At 67.5% G+C, this 15,401-nt stretch carries 16 protein-coding genes; 10 read left to right on the top strand and 6 right to left on the bottom strand.

From position 1 onward, the window contains the following. Window positions 1-25 precede the first annotated feature (25 nt). The 8 genes from AC07NK_RS13835 (at window position 26) to AC07NK_RS13800 (ending at window position 7,622) form a co-directional block, all read left to right on the top strand. Window positions 26-1,585 (top strand): leucyl aminopeptidase family protein, encoded by a 1,560-nt coding sequence (locus tag AC07NK_RS13835; protein ID WP_495171183.1) that lies wholly within the window; start codon window positions 26-28, stop codon window positions 1,583-1,585. Between the two features lie 82 nt (window positions 1,586-1,667). Then, entirely contained in the window at window positions 1,668-2,306 is a 639-nt protein-coding gene (locus AC07NK_RS13830; RefSeq protein WP_495171182.1) for a phosphoribosylanthranilate isomerase, read from the top strand. A gap of 57 nt (window positions 2,307-2,363) precedes the next feature. Then, on the top strand, window positions 2,364-3,575 hold the full coding sequence (gene trpB / locus AC07NK_RS13825; RefSeq protein WP_495171181.1) for a tryptophan synthase subunit beta: 1,212 nt from the start codon (window positions 2,364-2,366) through the stop codon (window positions 3,573-3,575). Window positions 3,576-3,702: 127 nt separating this feature from the next. Continuing rightward, window positions 3,703-4,503 (top strand): tryptophan synthase subunit alpha, encoded by an 801-nt coding sequence (trpA, locus tag AC07NK_RS13820; RefSeq protein WP_495171180.1) that lies wholly within the window; start codon window positions 3,703-3,705, stop codon window positions 4,501-4,503. After that, on the top strand, window positions 4,500-5,360 hold the full coding sequence (gene accD, locus AC07NK_RS13815) for an acetyl-CoA carboxylase, carboxyltransferase subunit beta (protein WP_495171179.1): 861 nt from the start codon (window positions 4,500-4,502) through the stop codon (window positions 5,358-5,360). The genes trpA and accD overlap by 4 nt, the downstream gene beginning before the upstream one ends. Before the next feature lie 49 nt (window positions 5,361-5,409). Next, window positions 5,410-5,793: an endonuclease domain-containing protein gene (locus tag AC07NK_RS13810; RefSeq protein WP_495171178.1), complete on the top strand. Its 384-nt coding sequence runs from the start codon at window positions 5,410-5,412 to the stop codon at window positions 5,791-5,793. 3 nt (window positions 5,794-5,796) lie between these two features. Continuing rightward, the gene (locus tag AC07NK_RS13805) at window positions 5,797-7,122 is read left to right on the top strand and encodes a bifunctional folylpolyglutamate synthase/dihydrofolate synthase (RefSeq protein WP_495171177.1); all 1,326 of its coding nucleotides are present in this window, start codon (window positions 5,797-5,799) and stop codon (window positions 7,120-7,122) included. Between the two features lie 71 nt (window positions 7,123-7,193). Then, complete coding sequence (locus AC07NK_RS13800) at window positions 7,194-7,622, top strand: DUF6628 family protein (protein WP_495171176.1); 429 nt, start codon at window positions 7,194-7,196, stop codon at window positions 7,620-7,622. Here the strand turns inward: AC07NK_RS13800 and AC07NK_RS13795 are convergent. From AC07NK_RS13795 to AC07NK_RS13785, 3 genes are read right to left on the bottom strand one after another with little or no spacing between them, the layout of a single operon-like run. Further along, window positions 7,619-8,371 carry a tetratricopeptide repeat protein gene (locus AC07NK_RS13795; protein WP_495171175.1) on the bottom strand — a complete coding sequence of 251 codons (753 nt, stop codon included), beginning with the start codon at window positions 8,369-8,371 and terminating at the stop codon, window positions 7,619-7,621. The genes AC07NK_RS13800 and AC07NK_RS13795 overlap by 4 nt on opposite strands. Next, on the bottom strand, window positions 8,368-10,041 hold the full coding sequence (locus AC07NK_RS13790) for an AmpG family muropeptide MFS transporter (RefSeq protein WP_495171174.1): 1,674 nt from the start codon (window positions 10,039-10,041) through the stop codon (window positions 8,368-8,370). Before AC07NK_RS13790 ends, AC07NK_RS13795 begins: the two co-directional genes overlap by 4 nt. Before the next feature lie 60 nt (window positions 10,042-10,101). After that, a complete protein-coding gene (locus tag AC07NK_RS13785) occupies window positions 10,102-10,533 on the bottom strand; it encodes a response regulator (RefSeq protein WP_495171173.1) in 432 nt (143 codons plus the stop codon). Window positions 10,534-10,636: 103 nt separating this feature from the next. Here AC07NK_RS13785 and AC07NK_RS13780 point away from each other — a divergent pair, with 103 nt between their 5' ends. Next, window positions 10,637-12,094, top strand: coding sequence for a pseudouridine synthase (locus AC07NK_RS13780; RefSeq protein ID WP_495171172.1), 1,458 nt, complete (start codon window positions 10,637-10,639; stop codon window positions 12,092-12,094). Then, window positions 12,091-12,627, top strand: coding sequence for a 16S rRNA (guanine(966)-N(2))-methyltransferase RsmD (rsmD, locus tag AC07NK_RS13775; protein ID WP_495171171.1), 537 nt, complete (start codon window positions 12,091-12,093; stop codon window positions 12,625-12,627). The genes AC07NK_RS13780 and rsmD overlap by 4 nt, the downstream gene beginning before the upstream one ends. On the opposite strand, the gene AC07NK_RS13770 is transcribed toward rsmD, so the two are convergent. From AC07NK_RS13770 to AC07NK_RS13760, 3 genes are read right to left on the bottom strand one after another with little or no spacing between them, the layout of a single operon-like run. Beyond that, the gene (locus AC07NK_RS13770; RefSeq protein ID WP_495171170.1) at window positions 12,624-13,883 is read right to left on the bottom strand and encodes an MFS transporter; all 1,260 of its coding nucleotides are present in this window, start codon (window positions 13,881-13,883) and stop codon (window positions 12,624-12,626) included. The two genes, rsmD and AC07NK_RS13770, sit on opposite strands and share 4 nt — an antisense overlap. Before the next feature lie 35 nt (window positions 13,884-13,918). Then, window positions 13,919-14,131: a hypothetical protein gene (locus AC07NK_RS13765; protein WP_495171169.1), complete on the bottom strand. Its 213-nt coding sequence runs from the start codon at window positions 14,129-14,131 to the stop codon at window positions 13,919-13,921. Window positions 14,132-14,163: 32 nt separating this feature from the next. Further along, complete coding sequence (locus AC07NK_RS13760) at window positions 14,164-15,303, bottom strand: aspartyl protease family protein (RefSeq protein ID WP_495171168.1); 1,140 nt, start codon at window positions 15,301-15,303, stop codon at window positions 14,164-14,166. Between the last annotated feature and the right edge of the window lie 98 nt (window positions 15,304-15,401).

The following is a 15,401-nucleotide window of genomic DNA, read 5'->3' as shown; positions in this document are numbered from 1 at the left end:
AAAATCATCCTGGGAGCTGTTGCCGATGCGCGTTCTGTTGCTTGCCGCCACCATTTTAGCCGCGGGTCCGGCCCTCGCCAACGAGCGCGCGCCGATCGGCACCGGCGTCAGCCCCAGCGACCGCGCCAACACCGCCGAGCGCCCGATCCGCTTCGCCGCTGCGGCACCCGCTGGCGGCGTGCTGGTCATCCCGATGGCGGGCGCCAGCGACCTCAGCCACGTCCCCGCCCCGCTGCGCGACAGCGTCACCCGCGCCGTCTCGACCGCCGGGTTCAAGGCCGCAGCGGACAAGACGCTCTCGCTCTACGGCGCCGGCGGATATGACCGCGTCGTCCTGATCGGCGTGCCGCAGGGCCAGCTCGATTCCGCCGCGCTCGCCGATTTCGGTGGCCGCGCCGCGCAGGAAACCAAAGCCAACGCGCTGCCGATCGCGATCGTCGCGGACAGCCTGTCCGCAAGCGTCTCGGATCCCGCCGCGCATGTCGCGATGGGCGCGACGCTCGGCCAGTATCGCTTCGACCAGCTCAAGAGCGGCGTCACCGCCCCTGCCGCCCAGCCGATCACCATCGTCGCCCGGTCGGGCGAAGCCGCGTACAGCCGTGAATTCGCCGGCGTCGCGCAAGGCGCCCGCATGGCGCGCGATCTGATCACCCTGCCGTCCAATGCCAAGACCCCCGACAGCTTCGTCGCGGCTGTGCGCACCCAGTTCGCGGGCGTGTCCAATGTCCGCATCACCGTCCTCGACGAGGCGCAGATGCGTGCGCTCAACATGGGGTCGATCCTCTCGGTCTCGGCCGGATCGCGCCATCCCGCACGGATGATGATCGTCGAGTACACGGGCGCCGGAAACGCCGCCCCGCTCGCGCTGGTCGGCAAGGGCATCACCTTCGACAGCGGCGGCATCTCGCTGAAGCCCGGCGCGGGCATGGGCGACATGAAGGGCGACATGGCCGGCGCCGCCGCGGTGATGGGCGGCGCGCTTGCGGCCGCAAAACGCGGTGCAAAGGCCAATATCGTCGCCATCGCCGCGCTGGCCGAGAACATGCCCGGCGGCAATGCCTCGCGACCCGGCGATGTGGTCCGCACGATGAACGGCAAGACGATCGAGATCATCAGCACCGATGCCGAAGGCCGCATGGTCCTCGCCGATGCCAACCAATACGCGATCGACCGCTTCAAGCCCGCCGCGCTCGTCAACATCGCAACGCTCACCGGCGCGGTGAGCACAGCGCTTGGCGACGATTATGCCGGCCTGTTCGCCCGCGACGAGGCACTGGCCACGCGCGTCCAGACCGCCGCGACCCGCTCGGGCGAAGCGGTGTGGCGCCTGCCGCTCCATCCCAGCTACGCCAAGGACATGGAATCGCCCGTCGCGGATATCGCCAACGGCACCAGCAAGTCCGGACCCGGCGCGGGCCGCGGCGCGCATTTCATCGGCTTCCTGACGCCTGAGCCGACCCCCTGGGCGCATATCGATATGGCGGGCGTCGACGGCACCGACGAATCGCTGCCCACCATGCCGAAGGGCGCGCGCGGCTTCGGGGTCCGCCTGTTCGACGCACTGGTCCGCGAATACGAGAAGTAAGCCTCTGCGGCGTGCCGTTCCCGAACGGCGCGCCGCAACTTCCGCTTGCCGAATCGGGCGCGCCGCCCGATGGCCTGCCTCGATGCCCGTCACTGCCAAGATCTGCGGCCTTTCCACCGCCGCAACGCTCGATACGGCCGTGGCCGGTGGCGCCAGTCATGTCGGGTTCGTCTTCTTCCCGCCCTCTCCGCGCCATGTGACCTTCGATCAGGCCGGTGCGCTCGCTGCGCGCGTCCCCGCGCAGACGGGCAAGGTCGGGGTCTTCGTCGATCCCGAGGACGCGCTGCTCGATCAGGTGATCCGCGCCGCACGGCTCGATGCCATCCAGCTCCACCGCACCACCCCGGAGCGTGCTGCCGCGATCGGCATCCGCACGCGTCTGCCCGTCTGGGCAGCGGTCGCAGTCAAGACCCGCGCCGATCTCGACGCCGCCAACAGCTTCCGCGGCGCCGTTCAGCGCCTCCTCTACGACGCCAAGGTGCCCGAAGACGCCAAGTTACCCGGCGGCATGGGCATGCGCTTCGACTGGACCCTGCTTCAGGATTTCACGCACCCGCTTCCTTGGGCGCTGTCGGGCGGTCTCGACCCCGCAAATGTCGCCGAAGCCGTCTGCATCACCGGCGCGCGGCTGGTCGACGTCTCCTCCGGCGTCGAATCCGCCCCCGGCGTCAAGGATGACGCAAAGATCGCCGCCTTCCTCAAAACGGTCGCAGCGCTGTAATCGCACAGCTGTAACAATGCTTGGCGAGCGCGGCAGACGCGCCTAAACGCCCCCGTGATGAACGCGCCCAACTCCCTCCGCAACCTGCCCGACGAACACGGGCATTTCGGCCAGTTCGGCGGCCGCTACGTCGCCGAGACGCTGATGCCGCTGATCCTCGACCTTGAGCGCGAATATCGCGCCGCCAAGGCCGATCCGGCGTTCAAGGCCGAGTTCGACGGGCTGATGAAGCATTATGTCGGCCGTCCGTCGCCGCTCTATTTCGCGGAACGCCTCACCGCCCACTACGGCGGCGCGAAGATCTATTTCAAGCGCGAGGAACTGAACCACACCGGCGCGCACAAGATCAACAACTGCATCGGCCAGATCCTGCTCGCCATCCGCATGGGCAAGAAGCGGATCATCGCCGAGACCGGCGCAGGCCAGCACGGCGTCGCCACCGCCACCGTCTGCGCGCGCTTCGGCCTGCCCTGCACCATCTTCATGGGCGCCAAGGATATCGAGCGCCAGCAGCCCAACGTGTTCCGCATGAAGCTGCTCGGCGCCGAAGTCCGTCCCGTCACCAGTGGCTCACAGTCCTTGAAGGACGCGATGAACGAGGCGCTGCGCGACTGGGTCGCGACCGTCCACGACACCTTCTACATCATCGGCACCGCCGCCGGCCCGCACCCGTACCCTGAGCTGGTGCGCGACTTCCAGTCGGTCATCGGCACCGAAAGCCGCGCCCAGATGCTCGAGGCCGAGGGGCGCCTGCCCGATCTGCTGATCGCCGCGGTCGGCGGGGGTAGCAACGCCATCGGCCTGTTCCACCCCTTCCTCGACGACGCCGATGTCGCGATGGTCGGGGTCGAGGCCGCGGGCAAGGGCATCGACACCAAGGAGCACGCCGCCAGCCTCACCGGCGGCGCGCCCGGCATCCTCCACGGCAACAAGACCTATCTGCTGCAGGATGAGGACGGCCAGATCACCGAGGCGCACTCGATCTCCGCCGGCCTCGACTATCCCGGCATCGGGCCGGAGCATAGCTGGCTGCACGAAAGCGGCCGCGTCGAATATCTGCCGATCACCGACACCCAGGCGCTCGACGCCTTCCAGCTCTGCTGCAAGCTCGAAGGCATCATCCCGGCGCTCGAAAGCTCCCACGCGCTGGCAGCTCTTGAGCACAAGGCACGGGAGTTGCCGAAGGATCAGATCATCCTCGTCAACGTCTCCGGCCGCGGCGATAAGGATATCTACACCGTCGCACAGGCGATGGGGGCTGAGATATGAACCCCACCCCGCCCCCGTCATCCCGGCCTTGTGCCGGGATCCACCGCGCGTCGAGCGTTGCGATTCGAGCCTCTTGTCCCGTGCGTGCTGCAAGGTGGACCCCGGCACAAGGCCGGGGTGACGAACAATGACCCGCCTCACCTCCGCCTTCGCCACCGCCGCCGCGCAGCACCGCGCCGCGCTCGTCACCTTCGTCACCGCGGGGGACGGCGATACCGCCGCGATCCTCGATGCGATCGTTTCGGGCGGCGCCGATGTGATCGAGCTCGGCATGCCGTTCACCGATCCGATGGCCGATGGCCCGGCGATCCAGGCCGCGAACCTGCGCAGCCTCGCCAAGGGCACGCGCACTGCCGATGTCCTCGCCATCGCCGCCGCCTTCCGCCAGCGTCATCCTGATGTGCCACTGGTGCTGATGGGCTATGCCAACACCATGACGCGCCCGACGCCCGAAACCTTTGCACAGAAGGCAGCGGACGCGGGTGTCGACGGCACGATCATCGTCGATATCCCGCCCGAGGAGGCCGACGAGATCGCGCCCTTCGCCGCGCACGGTATCGCCACGATCCGCCTCGCCACCCCGACCACCGATGCGGCGCGCCTGCCCGCAGTCCTCAACGGCGCGAGCGGTTTCCTCTATTATGTCTCGGTCGCCGGCATTACCGGCCTCCAGCAAGCCGCGCAGGACAGCATCGAGGCCGCGGTCGCGAAGCTCAAGGCCGCAACCGACCTGCCCGTCGCGGTCGGCTTCGGCGTCCGTACCCCCGAACAGGCTGCTGCGATCGGCCGCGTCGCCGATGGCGTCGTGGTCGGCTCGGCGATCATCGATCTGATCGCGGCGAACGGCGCCGATGCGCCCGCCGCGGTCCGCAACTATATTCAATCCCTGAGCACGGCCATTGCCGCTGCCCGAAAGGAAATCGCATGAGCTGGCTCAGCCGCGTCCGCAACGCCCTGTCGTTCGTCGTCCCGAACAAGGCGGAGACCCCCGACAATCTCTGGCACAAGTGCAAGGGTTGCGGGCAGATGGTCTTCACCCGCGAGCTTCAGGAGAACATGTCGGTCTGCCCGCTCTGCGATCATCATGAGCGGATCGGCGGCAAGGCACGGTTCGAACAGCTGTTCGATGCCGGCTATACCGTCCTGCCCAGCCCGCGCGTAAGCGAGGACCCGCTCAAGTTTCGCGACCAGAAGCCCTATCCCGCGCGCATCAAGGCGGCGCGCGCCAGCACCGGCGAGCAGGACGCCTTCCTCAACGCCAGCGGGACGATCGACGGCCAGCGCGCGGTGATCGGCGTGCAGGACTTCGCCTTCATGGGCGGATCAATGGGCCAGGCCGTGGGCGAAGCCTTCATCGTCGGCGTCGAAGCCGCGATCGCTGCCCGCGCGCCGTACATCGTCTTCACCGCTTCGGGCGGTGCGCGCATGCAGGAGGGCATCCTGTCGCTCATGCAGATGCCCCGCAGCACCGTCGCGATCCAGATGCTCCACGACGCCGGCCTGCCCTATATCGTCGTGCTAACCGATCCGACTTCGGGCGGCGTGATGGCGGCCTATGCCATGCTCGGCGACGTCCAGATCGCCGAGCCCAAGGCGATGCTCGCCTTCACCGGCCGCCGCGTGATCGAAAGCACGATCCGCGAAAAGCTGCCCGACGATTTCCAGACCTCGGAATATTATCTCAACCACGGCCTGATCGACATGGTCGTCCACCGCAAGGATCTGCGCGACAAGCTCAGCCAGCTGATCGGCCTGCTCGTGGGCGGAGCAAAGGCGGCGGCTTAGCACAGCGAAGAGCCCTCTCCCCTCCGGGGAGAGGGTTGGGAGAGGGGCAGTGGCGAAGACCGACCCAATGTTGCTCGAACGCGCCCGCCAACTACGAAGCAACATGCCCCAACCCGAACGCGAACTATGGACGGCGCTCCGCGCCAAGCGCTTCGAAAGCCTCAAATTCACCCGACAGGTGGTGATTGGTCCCTACATCGCCGATTTTGTCTGCCGATCACGGAAGTTGATCATCGAACTCGATGGCGCCACGCACGCTGACTCTGCACGCGATGAACAGCGAGCCGCGTATCTCCAAACACAGGGCTATCGTGTGATCCGATTCTGGAACAACGACGTGATGACCAACCTCGAAGGGTTGCTTACAATCTTGAGCGACACGCTTGCCTCGCCCCCTCTCCCAAACCCTCTCCCCGCGGGGGAGAGGGTTTAAACCATGCCCGACCACGCCAACTCCTCGCACCCTGCCGTCCAGCGCCAGCTCGATCGTCTCTGGGCGCTCGGCCCCGGCGCGGACATCCTTGGGCTGGACCGCATCACCCGCCTGCTCGGCCGCATCGGCAACCCGCATCTCGCGCTCCCGCCCGTACTCCATGTCGCAGGCACCAACGGCAAGGGGTCGACCTGCGCCTTTCTGCGCGCCGCGATCGAGGCGGCGGGGCTCACCGCGCATGTCTATTCCAGCCCGCATCTGGTCCGCTTCAACGAGCGGATCCGCCTCGCCGGCAACCTGATCGACGACGATGCGCTCGCGGCCCTTCTGCAGGAAGTCCTCGATGCCGGTGGCGATATCGGCGCCAGCTTCTTCGAGGTGACCACCGCCGCCGCCTTCCTCGCCTTTTCGCGCACTCCGGCCGATGCCTGCATCGTCGAAGTCGGCCTCGGCGGCCGGCTCGACGCCACCAACGTCGTCCCCGCGCCTGCCGCCTGCGCGATTGCCCAGCTCGGCATCGATCATCAGTCGTTCCTCGGTGACACCGCCGAAGTCATCGCGGGCGAGAAGGCCGGGATCGCCAAACCCGGCATCCCGCTCGTCACCATGGCCTATCGCACCTCCGTCGCCGAACGCATCGCACACGTAGCAGGCGCCGCCGGTGCGCCTCTCTTCGCGCGCGGGACGGCGTGGGACTTCGAGGTCACCAAAGACCGCCTCTTCTACCGCGACGCCCACGGGACCGTTGAAACCCCGCTCCCCCTGCTCGCCGGCCCGCACCAGCCGTCCAATCTCGCGCTCGCCATCGCCACGCTGCGCCACCAGCAGCGCATCGCGATCCCCGAAACCGCTCTCGCTGCAGCTGCAACCGCCGCCCGCTGGCCCGCCCGCATGCAGCGCCTCTCGCCCGGCCCATTGCTCGACCTGCTTCCGTCCGACAGCCAGCTCTGGCTCGACGGCGGTCACAACGAAGCCGCCGCCCAATCGGTCAGCATCGCGCTGGCCGAAGTCGCGCAGGGCCGTCCGGTCCACCTCATCCTCGGGATGCTCGCCAACAAGGATGCCGCGGGCCTGCTCGCCCCCTTCGTCCCGCTCGTCGGCTCTCTCACTGCGATCCCCGTTCCCGGCCACGCGCATCACGCCCCGCTCGATCTGGCCGAGGTTGCACGCGGCCTTGGCATCGCGGCCACCGATACCGCCGAAGACCCCAAATCAGCCCTTCGCAAGATTGCCGGGCACCCCGATAGCGCCGCTCCGATCGTTCTCATCCTCGGCTCACTCTATCTCGCTGGTGAAGCGCTCCGAATGAACGACGAACTCCCCGACTGATTCTTATTGCGATTGACTATCAATAACAGAATGTCAGGATAGGCGGACGAATCGAATCCGGAGTTCGCCGCATGACCGCAATCGCCACCCTCGGCCTCGCCTTGCCCCGTCTTCAGCCCGACGATCCCGGCGCGCGGCTGCTGCTGTTCGGCATCCGCCAGATGGGCGCAGGCGGCCTCCATGACGCGGCCGCCGCACATGCCTTCGTCACCGCCTTCGGCCGCGACTTCCGCCGCCCGCTGATCCTGCTGCGTTCGCTGATGGCAGAGATGTCCACCGCCTCGGCCGGCCCGATCCAGATCGCACCCTGGTGCTGCGCGCGGATGACCGCCGCAGAAAGCGCGACGATCGAGATCATCGCACGCGTCACGCACGATATACCGCGTGCCCGCGTCCTGCTCGCCGATCTTCTGGGGGTGCGTCAGGTCGACGGCGTCCTCGCCACCGCCCATGCCCTCGCCAACGCTTTCACCGATCTGGGGCTGCCGCTGGAGGCCTAGGCGTCCTTCGCGCGCAACCGCGCCAGCGTGTCCGCCGCCCAGCGGTACATCTCGCCTTCCGCCGCACGCTGCTGCCGGTCGAGCCGCTTCGCCCGCGACTCGATCTCCTCCAACTGCTTGCGCGCCTTGTTGTCCCAGCCTTCGGCCAGCAACAGCGCGGCATAGCGGCACCGCGCCTCCTCGCCCGGCAGCCGCGTCACGATATCGGCATAGAGCGCCAGCGCTTCTTCGTTCCGGCCAAGATGCTCCAGCATCCGCGCGCGCAGCAATCCCTGCCGGTCCCGCTCGCCCTGCCCGGAGAGCGGCTCGAGCGTGTCGAGCAAGGCCAGCGCCTCACCCGCATGCCCCTGCTCGAAGATCGCGCGCGCAAGCTTCGCCCGCGTCCCCGTGTCTTCAGGCGATTTCGCCTGAGCCTCGCGATACGCCGCCTCGGCCTCGCTCCATCGTCCAAGCTCGCTCGCGGCATCGCCCAGCCGGATGCGATTGGCCACCGTGTCGGTCAGATCCAGCGCGTCGCGGGCGGCCCGCAACTCGCGCTCCGGATCGATCGCCGCCACGGCTTTGGCACGCGCCGTGCGCACATGCCGGTTGCCTTGCAGACCGGGCAATATCTCGACGATGAAATAGGCGACCGCACCCACCATCGGCAGAAAGATCAGCGCGGTCAGCCACAGCGGATTGCGCCCGGTCTTCACCAGATGCACGACGCAGGTCACCTGCACCGCAAGGATGGCGAGCCAGACGATCATCGCGCAGGGCCGGTCTCCGGATCGGCACGCGCATCGCCTTCACCCTCGATCCCGGCGGTGCCCATCGTTCGATCGACCAGCCCGCTCCGCATCATCCATGCGAACAACAGCACGCCGGGCAGCGCAAGGAAGGTCGTGAGCACGTAGTAGTTCACATAGCCCATACCCTCGATCATCTTGCCGGCTGAGGTGCCGCTGAGAAACCGGCCGAGAATGCTCGCCGCGGCAGACAGCATCGCGAACTGGGTCGCGGTGAAGCTGAGGTTGCACAGTGACGCGAGATACGCCCCCACGCACACCCCGCCGATCCCGCTCGCGAAATTCTCGAAGCCCATCGCTGCGGCCATTCCGGCATTGGTGTGTCCGACCGCCGCCATGCCGGCAAAGCTCAGGTTGGAGATCATCATCAGAACCAGCGAGATCAGCACCGACCGCTTCATGCCGAGCTTGGCGTACATGATACCGCCAACGAAGATGCCGGCCATCAGCGCCCAGAACCCCACGAACACGTCGTAGAAGGCGACCTCCTTCAACGTATAGCCCTGCTCGTTGAACAGCAGCCGCAGCGTCAGGTTCGCCAGCGTATCGCCCAGCTTGTGCAACAGGACGAACAGCAGCACGATCATCCCGCCCTCGCGGCGAAAGAATTCCATCAGCGGCCCGACCTTACCGCTCTCCACGCTGGTCATCGCGATCGGCCGCAGCGATGCGATCCATAGCAACGCGGCGGCCCCTGCCGCCAGCAACAGCATCGCTTCGGGCGCGGACCAGCCGCGCCACAGCGCCACGACCACCCCCGCCACCGGAAGTAGCCCGAGCCACGCCAGCCCGCTCGGCTTGCCAGCATCGCGCGCGCGGCGCGCGGTCAGGTCGAACAGCGGGAACAGATAGCCCACCAGCACCATGTTCGACAGGATGTTGACGCCCAACACCGTGTCGACCCAGCGCGCGCCCAGGTACAGCGGTGCAAAGGCAAGAATGAAGATCAGATAGGGCTGCTGCCCCATCCGTTCGGGCCACTCGCGGTTCACCTTGCGCTCGGGCTCGCCCACGATCAGGCCGGCAAGCACCGCGGGGAGAGCGAACAGCGCGCAGACAGCATAGGCCGCGGCCCAACCCGCATCCGCCGCGATATACAGGGCAAGCCCCCCCGCCGCGTTCGATCCGATCCGCCAGCCATATTGCGACATGCCCGCTCCCACGCCCAGCTGGCGCGGCTCGAGCAGCTCGATCCGGTACGCATCGATGACGATATCGAACGTCGCGCCCGCCAGGCCGACCATGATCGCTGCCGCCGCGACCCAGCCCAGCGACGCCTTGGGATCGAGGCTGCCGAGGAACACCACCGCCGCGGCGACCAGCGCGCCGGTCAGGATCAGCCAGGATCGCCGCGCCCCGATTGCGCCCAGCACGGGGATGCGGAACTTGTCTACTACCGGCGCCCACGCCCATTTGAGATTATAGGCGAGGAAGGTCAGCGCAAACGCCGTAACCGCGGACTTGGTAATGCCATCCTGCGCAAGCCGCGAGGTCAGCGTCGCGCCGATCATCGTGAACGGAAAGCCTGAGGAAATGCCCAGCGCCAGCGCGGCGAGCGGCGCCTTCTCAAAATAGGGGCGGATTCCGTCGAGCAGCATCCCCTGCCTCTCTGCCTTCACCGCCTCGGCCATGTAATCCCCCGTACGAACAATCGGGCGACCCTAGCGGCAAAAACGGCGATGCAAAGCCCTTCAGGCGACGGACTGGAACAGCTTCAGGCTGGCCGGCACGCGGCGCGGCGTCTTGCCGTCCAGTAGCGTCTCGACGATCTTGATCGCGCGCAGCAGATCGCGCTGGGGATAGGGTTTGGACAGGCAGCCCAGGCCGATCGCGCCGACCTCGTCCAGCTGTCGACCGGTGACGATCAGCACCGGCACTCCCTTTGCCTGTGCGGCACGCGCCACCTCGCTGCCGTCTCCGTCGCGCAGACCGAGATCGACCAGCACCAGATCGATCGGCTTGCGGCCACCGATATGCCCGATCGCCTCGTTCACCGAATCGGTAGTGGCGACGACGGCAAAACCCTCTTCGATCAGGAAATGCTCGGTATCGAATGCGACCAGCGGTTCATCCTCGACGATCAGGAGCCGTGTGATCCGCCGGGTCTTCTTTCCGAACAACATAACCCACCCACAATGTTACGCGGCCAGAACGCACTAACCCGTCCGCGGCTCCCGTCGCACAAGAATTTTGCGCCGGAGGCCAACCCGCTGTATCGCGCGGCGAATGTCTCCAACATCACCTCAGGACTCGCCCACACAAGGCGCCAAAGCCGGCGAACGCATCGCAAAGTTGCTCGCCCGTGCCGGAATCGCGTCGCGCCGCGAGGTCGAGCGGATGATCGCCGAAGGTCGCGTCGCGATCGACGGTGAAATCCTCACCACCCCCGCGACCGTTCTGACCTCGCTGCACGGCGTCACCGTCGACGGTGAGCCGGTTGCCGCTGCGGCACCCGCGCGCCTGTTCCGCTACCACAAGCCCGCGGGCCTGCTCACCGCCGAGCGCGACCCCGCCGGCCGCCCGACCATCTACGACCGGCTGCCCAACGGCTTGCCGCGGGTCATTCCCGTCGGCCGCCTCGACCTTGCGACCGAGGGGTTGTTGCTGATGACCACCGACGGCGAGCTCAAGCGCCAGCTCGAGCTGCCCGCCACCGGGGTCGAGCGCAGCTACCGCGCGCGCGCTTATGGAGAGGTCAGTCAGGCCCAGCTCGAAGACCTGATGCTCGGCATCGAGATCGAGGGGGTGCGCTACGGCCCGATCAACGCCAATCTCGAACGCCGCACCGGCGCGAATGTGTGGATCGAGCTTACCCTGACCGAGGGTAAGAACCGCGAAGTTCGCCGCGTGCTCGAGCATCTCGGACTCAAGGTCAGCCGCCTGATCCGCACCCGCTACGGCCCCTTTCACCTCGACGACATGCTCCCCGGCGACGTCGATGAGGTCCGCCAGCATGACCTGATCCTGTTCCGTAAGGCGCTCGCCGGACCGAACGGCGGAAAGATTGCGTCGAACCTGCAATTGTCGAACAAGCCCAAGGCGCTGAAGGCCGAGGCTGCGCCGGAGGCGGCAGATGCTGCCGCAGAACCGCTAAACCGTGCCGAACGCCGCAAGGCTTCGGCTCCCGTTCCTCCCCGCGACGGCGACCGCGATGCGAAACGCGGTGATCGCAGCGGCGCGAGGCAAGCGAGACCGGCGCAAGGACGCACGACCTCGTCCGGCGCCGCACGGTCACACGCCGGCAGCGGCCGGTCCGAGAACGCGCGCGGCAGTGGCCGGCCCGACAACACACGTGGCGGCGGTCGCCCCGAGAACGCGCGCGGCAGCGACCGGCCTGACAGCGCACGCGGCCCCGGCCGGCCCGGCAACGCACGTGGTAGCGACCGGCCCGAAAACGCAAGTGGCGGCACAGGCAAGCCGCTCGTGAAGAAGACCTCAGGTTTCGGACAACGCCAGCGGCTCAATGCTGCGCGTAGCGCGGCCGCCAGGGCCGGAGACGATCGCCCTTCATCTGCGGCCCCGGCAAGCGCGAAGGGGAAACCGTTCAAGAAGCCGGCGCCCCGCATCGACGACGATGCCGGTCCGCTGCTTGATCGCCCCAAACGGTCCTATCGCCCGAGTGATCGCGGCCCGCGACCGCCAGCGAAGCGCGGCGCCCCCACAAAGCGGGGACCCCGCAAATGAGGATCATCGCTGGTCAATGGCGCGGCCGCCCGCTCGTCGCACCCAAAGGCGACGCCACGCGTCCTACCGCCGATCGGATGCGCGAGACGTTGTTCTCGATGCTCACCAGCCGCGTCGGCAGCTTCGAGGATCTCGCCGTCGCCGATTTCTTCGCCGGTTCGGGCGCGCTGGGGCTGGAGGCGCTGTCGCGTGGCGCCGCCTCGTGCCTGTTCGTCGAGCAGGATCGCGCCGCGCTCGACGCCTTGCGCGCCAATGCTGAGAAGCTCGGCGTCCGCGCGGACATTCGTGCCACCTCGGTCCTCGCGCTCGGCCCTGCGCCCAAACCGATGGACGTGATCCTGATGGACCCGCCCTACGGCACCGGCGCCGGATCCGTCGCGCTCGACAAGCTCGCCCGCCTTGGCTGGACCGGTCCGGCCACCTGGGTGAGCATCGAAACAGCGAAGGCCGAAGTGATTGAGGTCGCAGGCTTCGAAATCGATGCCGAGCGCGTGCACGGCAAGGCCAAACTCACGCTCTTGCGCGCGGTCTAGTTCGCCTTCGGCCGCAGCGCGACCAGCGCCACCAGACTCAGCACCGCCGCAGCGCTCAGATACCAGCCAACCGGCGCCAGCCCGCCCTTGAGCGCCAGCGTCTGCGCGAAGAACGGCGTCAGTCCGCCGCCGATCACGCCCGCGATGTTGAAGGTCATCGACGCGCCGGTATACCGCACCCGCGGCGGAAACAGATCGGTCAGCCAGGCGCTCAGCGGGCCATAGACGAACCCCATCGCGAACAGCAGCAGCGACAGGAAGATGAACACTCCGGCCAGCCCCGCGGCCATCAGCGGAGCGATCACAAACCCGCTCGCGGCGACCAGCACGCACCCGCCCGCCAGCACACGGCGCGGGTCGTATTTCGCGTCGGCCAGCCATGCGGCGAGGTAGATGCCGCCCGCCATGAACAGGATCGCCACCAGCTGCACGCTCAGGAAATCGTGCATCGAATAGCCCAGCGACTTGGTGCCCCAGCCGAGCAGAAAGGCGGTCGCGATATAATAGGTCGCAAAGCAGGCGACGGCACCGATCGTCCCGCCCACCAGCGCACCGCCGTGCCGCGTCACCACCTCGCCCAGCGGCACCTTGGGCGGCGGCGCCTCGGCCAGGCTCGCCTTGAACTCCGGCGTCTCGCCCAGCTTCAGGCGCACCCACAGCCCCACTGCGACCAGCGCTGCAGAGAGCAGGAACGGAATGCGCCAGCCCCAGTCGGCGAACTCGTCGGGCGTCATCCACAACAGCAGCAGCAAGAACAGTCCATTGGCGGCGATGAACCCCGCGGGCGCCCCCATCTGCGGCGCGCACCCGAACCGGGCGCGCCATCCCGGCGGCGCATTCTCGACTGCCAGCAACGCTGCGCCGCCCCATTCGCCGCCGAGGCCGAACCCCTGGCCGAAGCGCAACAGGCACAATAACGCCGGCGCGATCCATCCGGCGGTCGCATAGGATGGCAGGAACGCCACCAGCGTCGTCGAAATCCCCATCGTCAGCAGCGATGCGACCAATGTCGCCTTGCGCCCGATCCGGTCGCCATAGTGACCGAACACCGCTGCCCCCACCGGGCGCGCGAAGAAGGCGATCGAAAGCGTGAGAAACGACCAGAGCTGGGTCTGCGAGTCGGAACCGGTGAAGAACAGCTTCCCGAACACCAACGCCGCGGCGGTCGCGTAGATATAGAAATCGTAGAATTCGATTCCCGTACCCACAAAGCTCGCCCATAGCGCGCGGCGTTGCCGTGCCCGGTCAGCGTCCATCCATCACTCCTCCATCGTGCGGCGTCTGCGCGCCGTCACTTCTTCTCGTCGATGCACGTAGTGCGGGTCACCTGCACCACCTTACCCTTGTCATCTTTGATCTCGTTGCGGCCCGCCACGCACGGCTTCTCGTCCGGCTGGCCATCGAACCCGCCCGTGCGCCAGCCGACATACAGCGCCACCCCGGCCAGCGCCGCAATCAGCAACAGACGCCGCTTGTCGAAACGGCCTTTGATCTTGTCCCACATGTCGCTCTCCTGCCTCAAGCGTCTGCCGCGCGCTACAGGAAATCAGCCAGCACGAGCTCGACCGATCGCGTCGCGCCGTCGCGCTCGACGTTGAACGCCAGCCTTGTGCCGCTCCGCTCGCTGGTACGATCGATCAGCGTGTCGAACGGGATGCCTGACAACCGGTCGCCGGCCTTGATACCCGCCGTGTCCGCGGGGCTGCCCGGCCCGACGACGTTCACGACCGACACCTCCTTCGCGTCCTTCGCTCGCTCAAGCCACATGCCCGCCCGATTGTAGCGCATCGGCTGCGGCTTCTGGGCGTTGCGCTTCAGGAACAGCGCACGGTCCGCATTGCTCGTCGCAAGATTGAATAGCCGGATCAGCGGCAGCCCGATCAGGCCGGTATCGAACTCCTTCCAATCCGCATCCTCGCGCATCTGCACCAGCGGCCGCTGGATCGTGATACCCGCGATCTCCAGCGTCTCGGGGCGGATGAAGCGCGTCTTGCCGCCCTCCCCGCCCGGCGACCAGCGCGGCGAGTCCCACAGCCCCGCCGCCTCGGCGGTCTTGCGGTAGATGCGCATCATGCTCGGCATGCCCGTGTCCAGCCCGAACCGAAAGCTGCGGCCATTCAGCGCCGCCTTGGCGAACAGGAACCGCGTATCCTCGCTCACCCCGCGCTGGACGATCCCCTTCTCATACCGGGTCCAGCCGGTCCGGTCGGTCAGCCCGCCATCATGGACCCGCCACATGCCCGCGTCGAAATCGAGCTCGCCATCGACCACCGTCAGCACGCGCGCGGGCAGCGATGCCGCCTCGCTCGCGCCGAGATTCCGGTCCACGCCCGCAAGCGCAAGCACCGGCAGACGGACCTGCCCGCCCAGCACGACCTCCGGCGCCGCGAAGATCGAAAATTCGTCCCGCCCCGTCGCGAGATTCAGCCACCGCTTGCCGATGCGCTTGAGGCCGAGCTGCTCCGCCACCGCGTTCTTGATCAGCCCCATCTCGCCACCGGTATCGATCGCCAGCGGCAAAGGCCCCTTTCCGCCGATCGAGCCGCTCACCAGCACTCGCCTCTCGGTCAGGGTGATCGGCACATTGACCGGCTCCGCCGCAATGACCCGCCCGGGCCTGCCCGCCAGCGCGACTGTGGCCGCCCCGATGATCGCCTCTCGCCGTCCGATCCGCATCGTCCCTCCTGCAGAACTTACTCACCCGGACGCGATGATGACCCAAGACGTCCGCCAATGCCAGCTTGCCCGTGGCGCCCGCGTTCTCTACCTGTTCA

Source organism: Sphingomonas sp. GW821-FHT09B04 (genome assembly GCF_059418285.1).
This window is presented reverse-complemented; position numbering and strand designations above follow the sequence as displayed.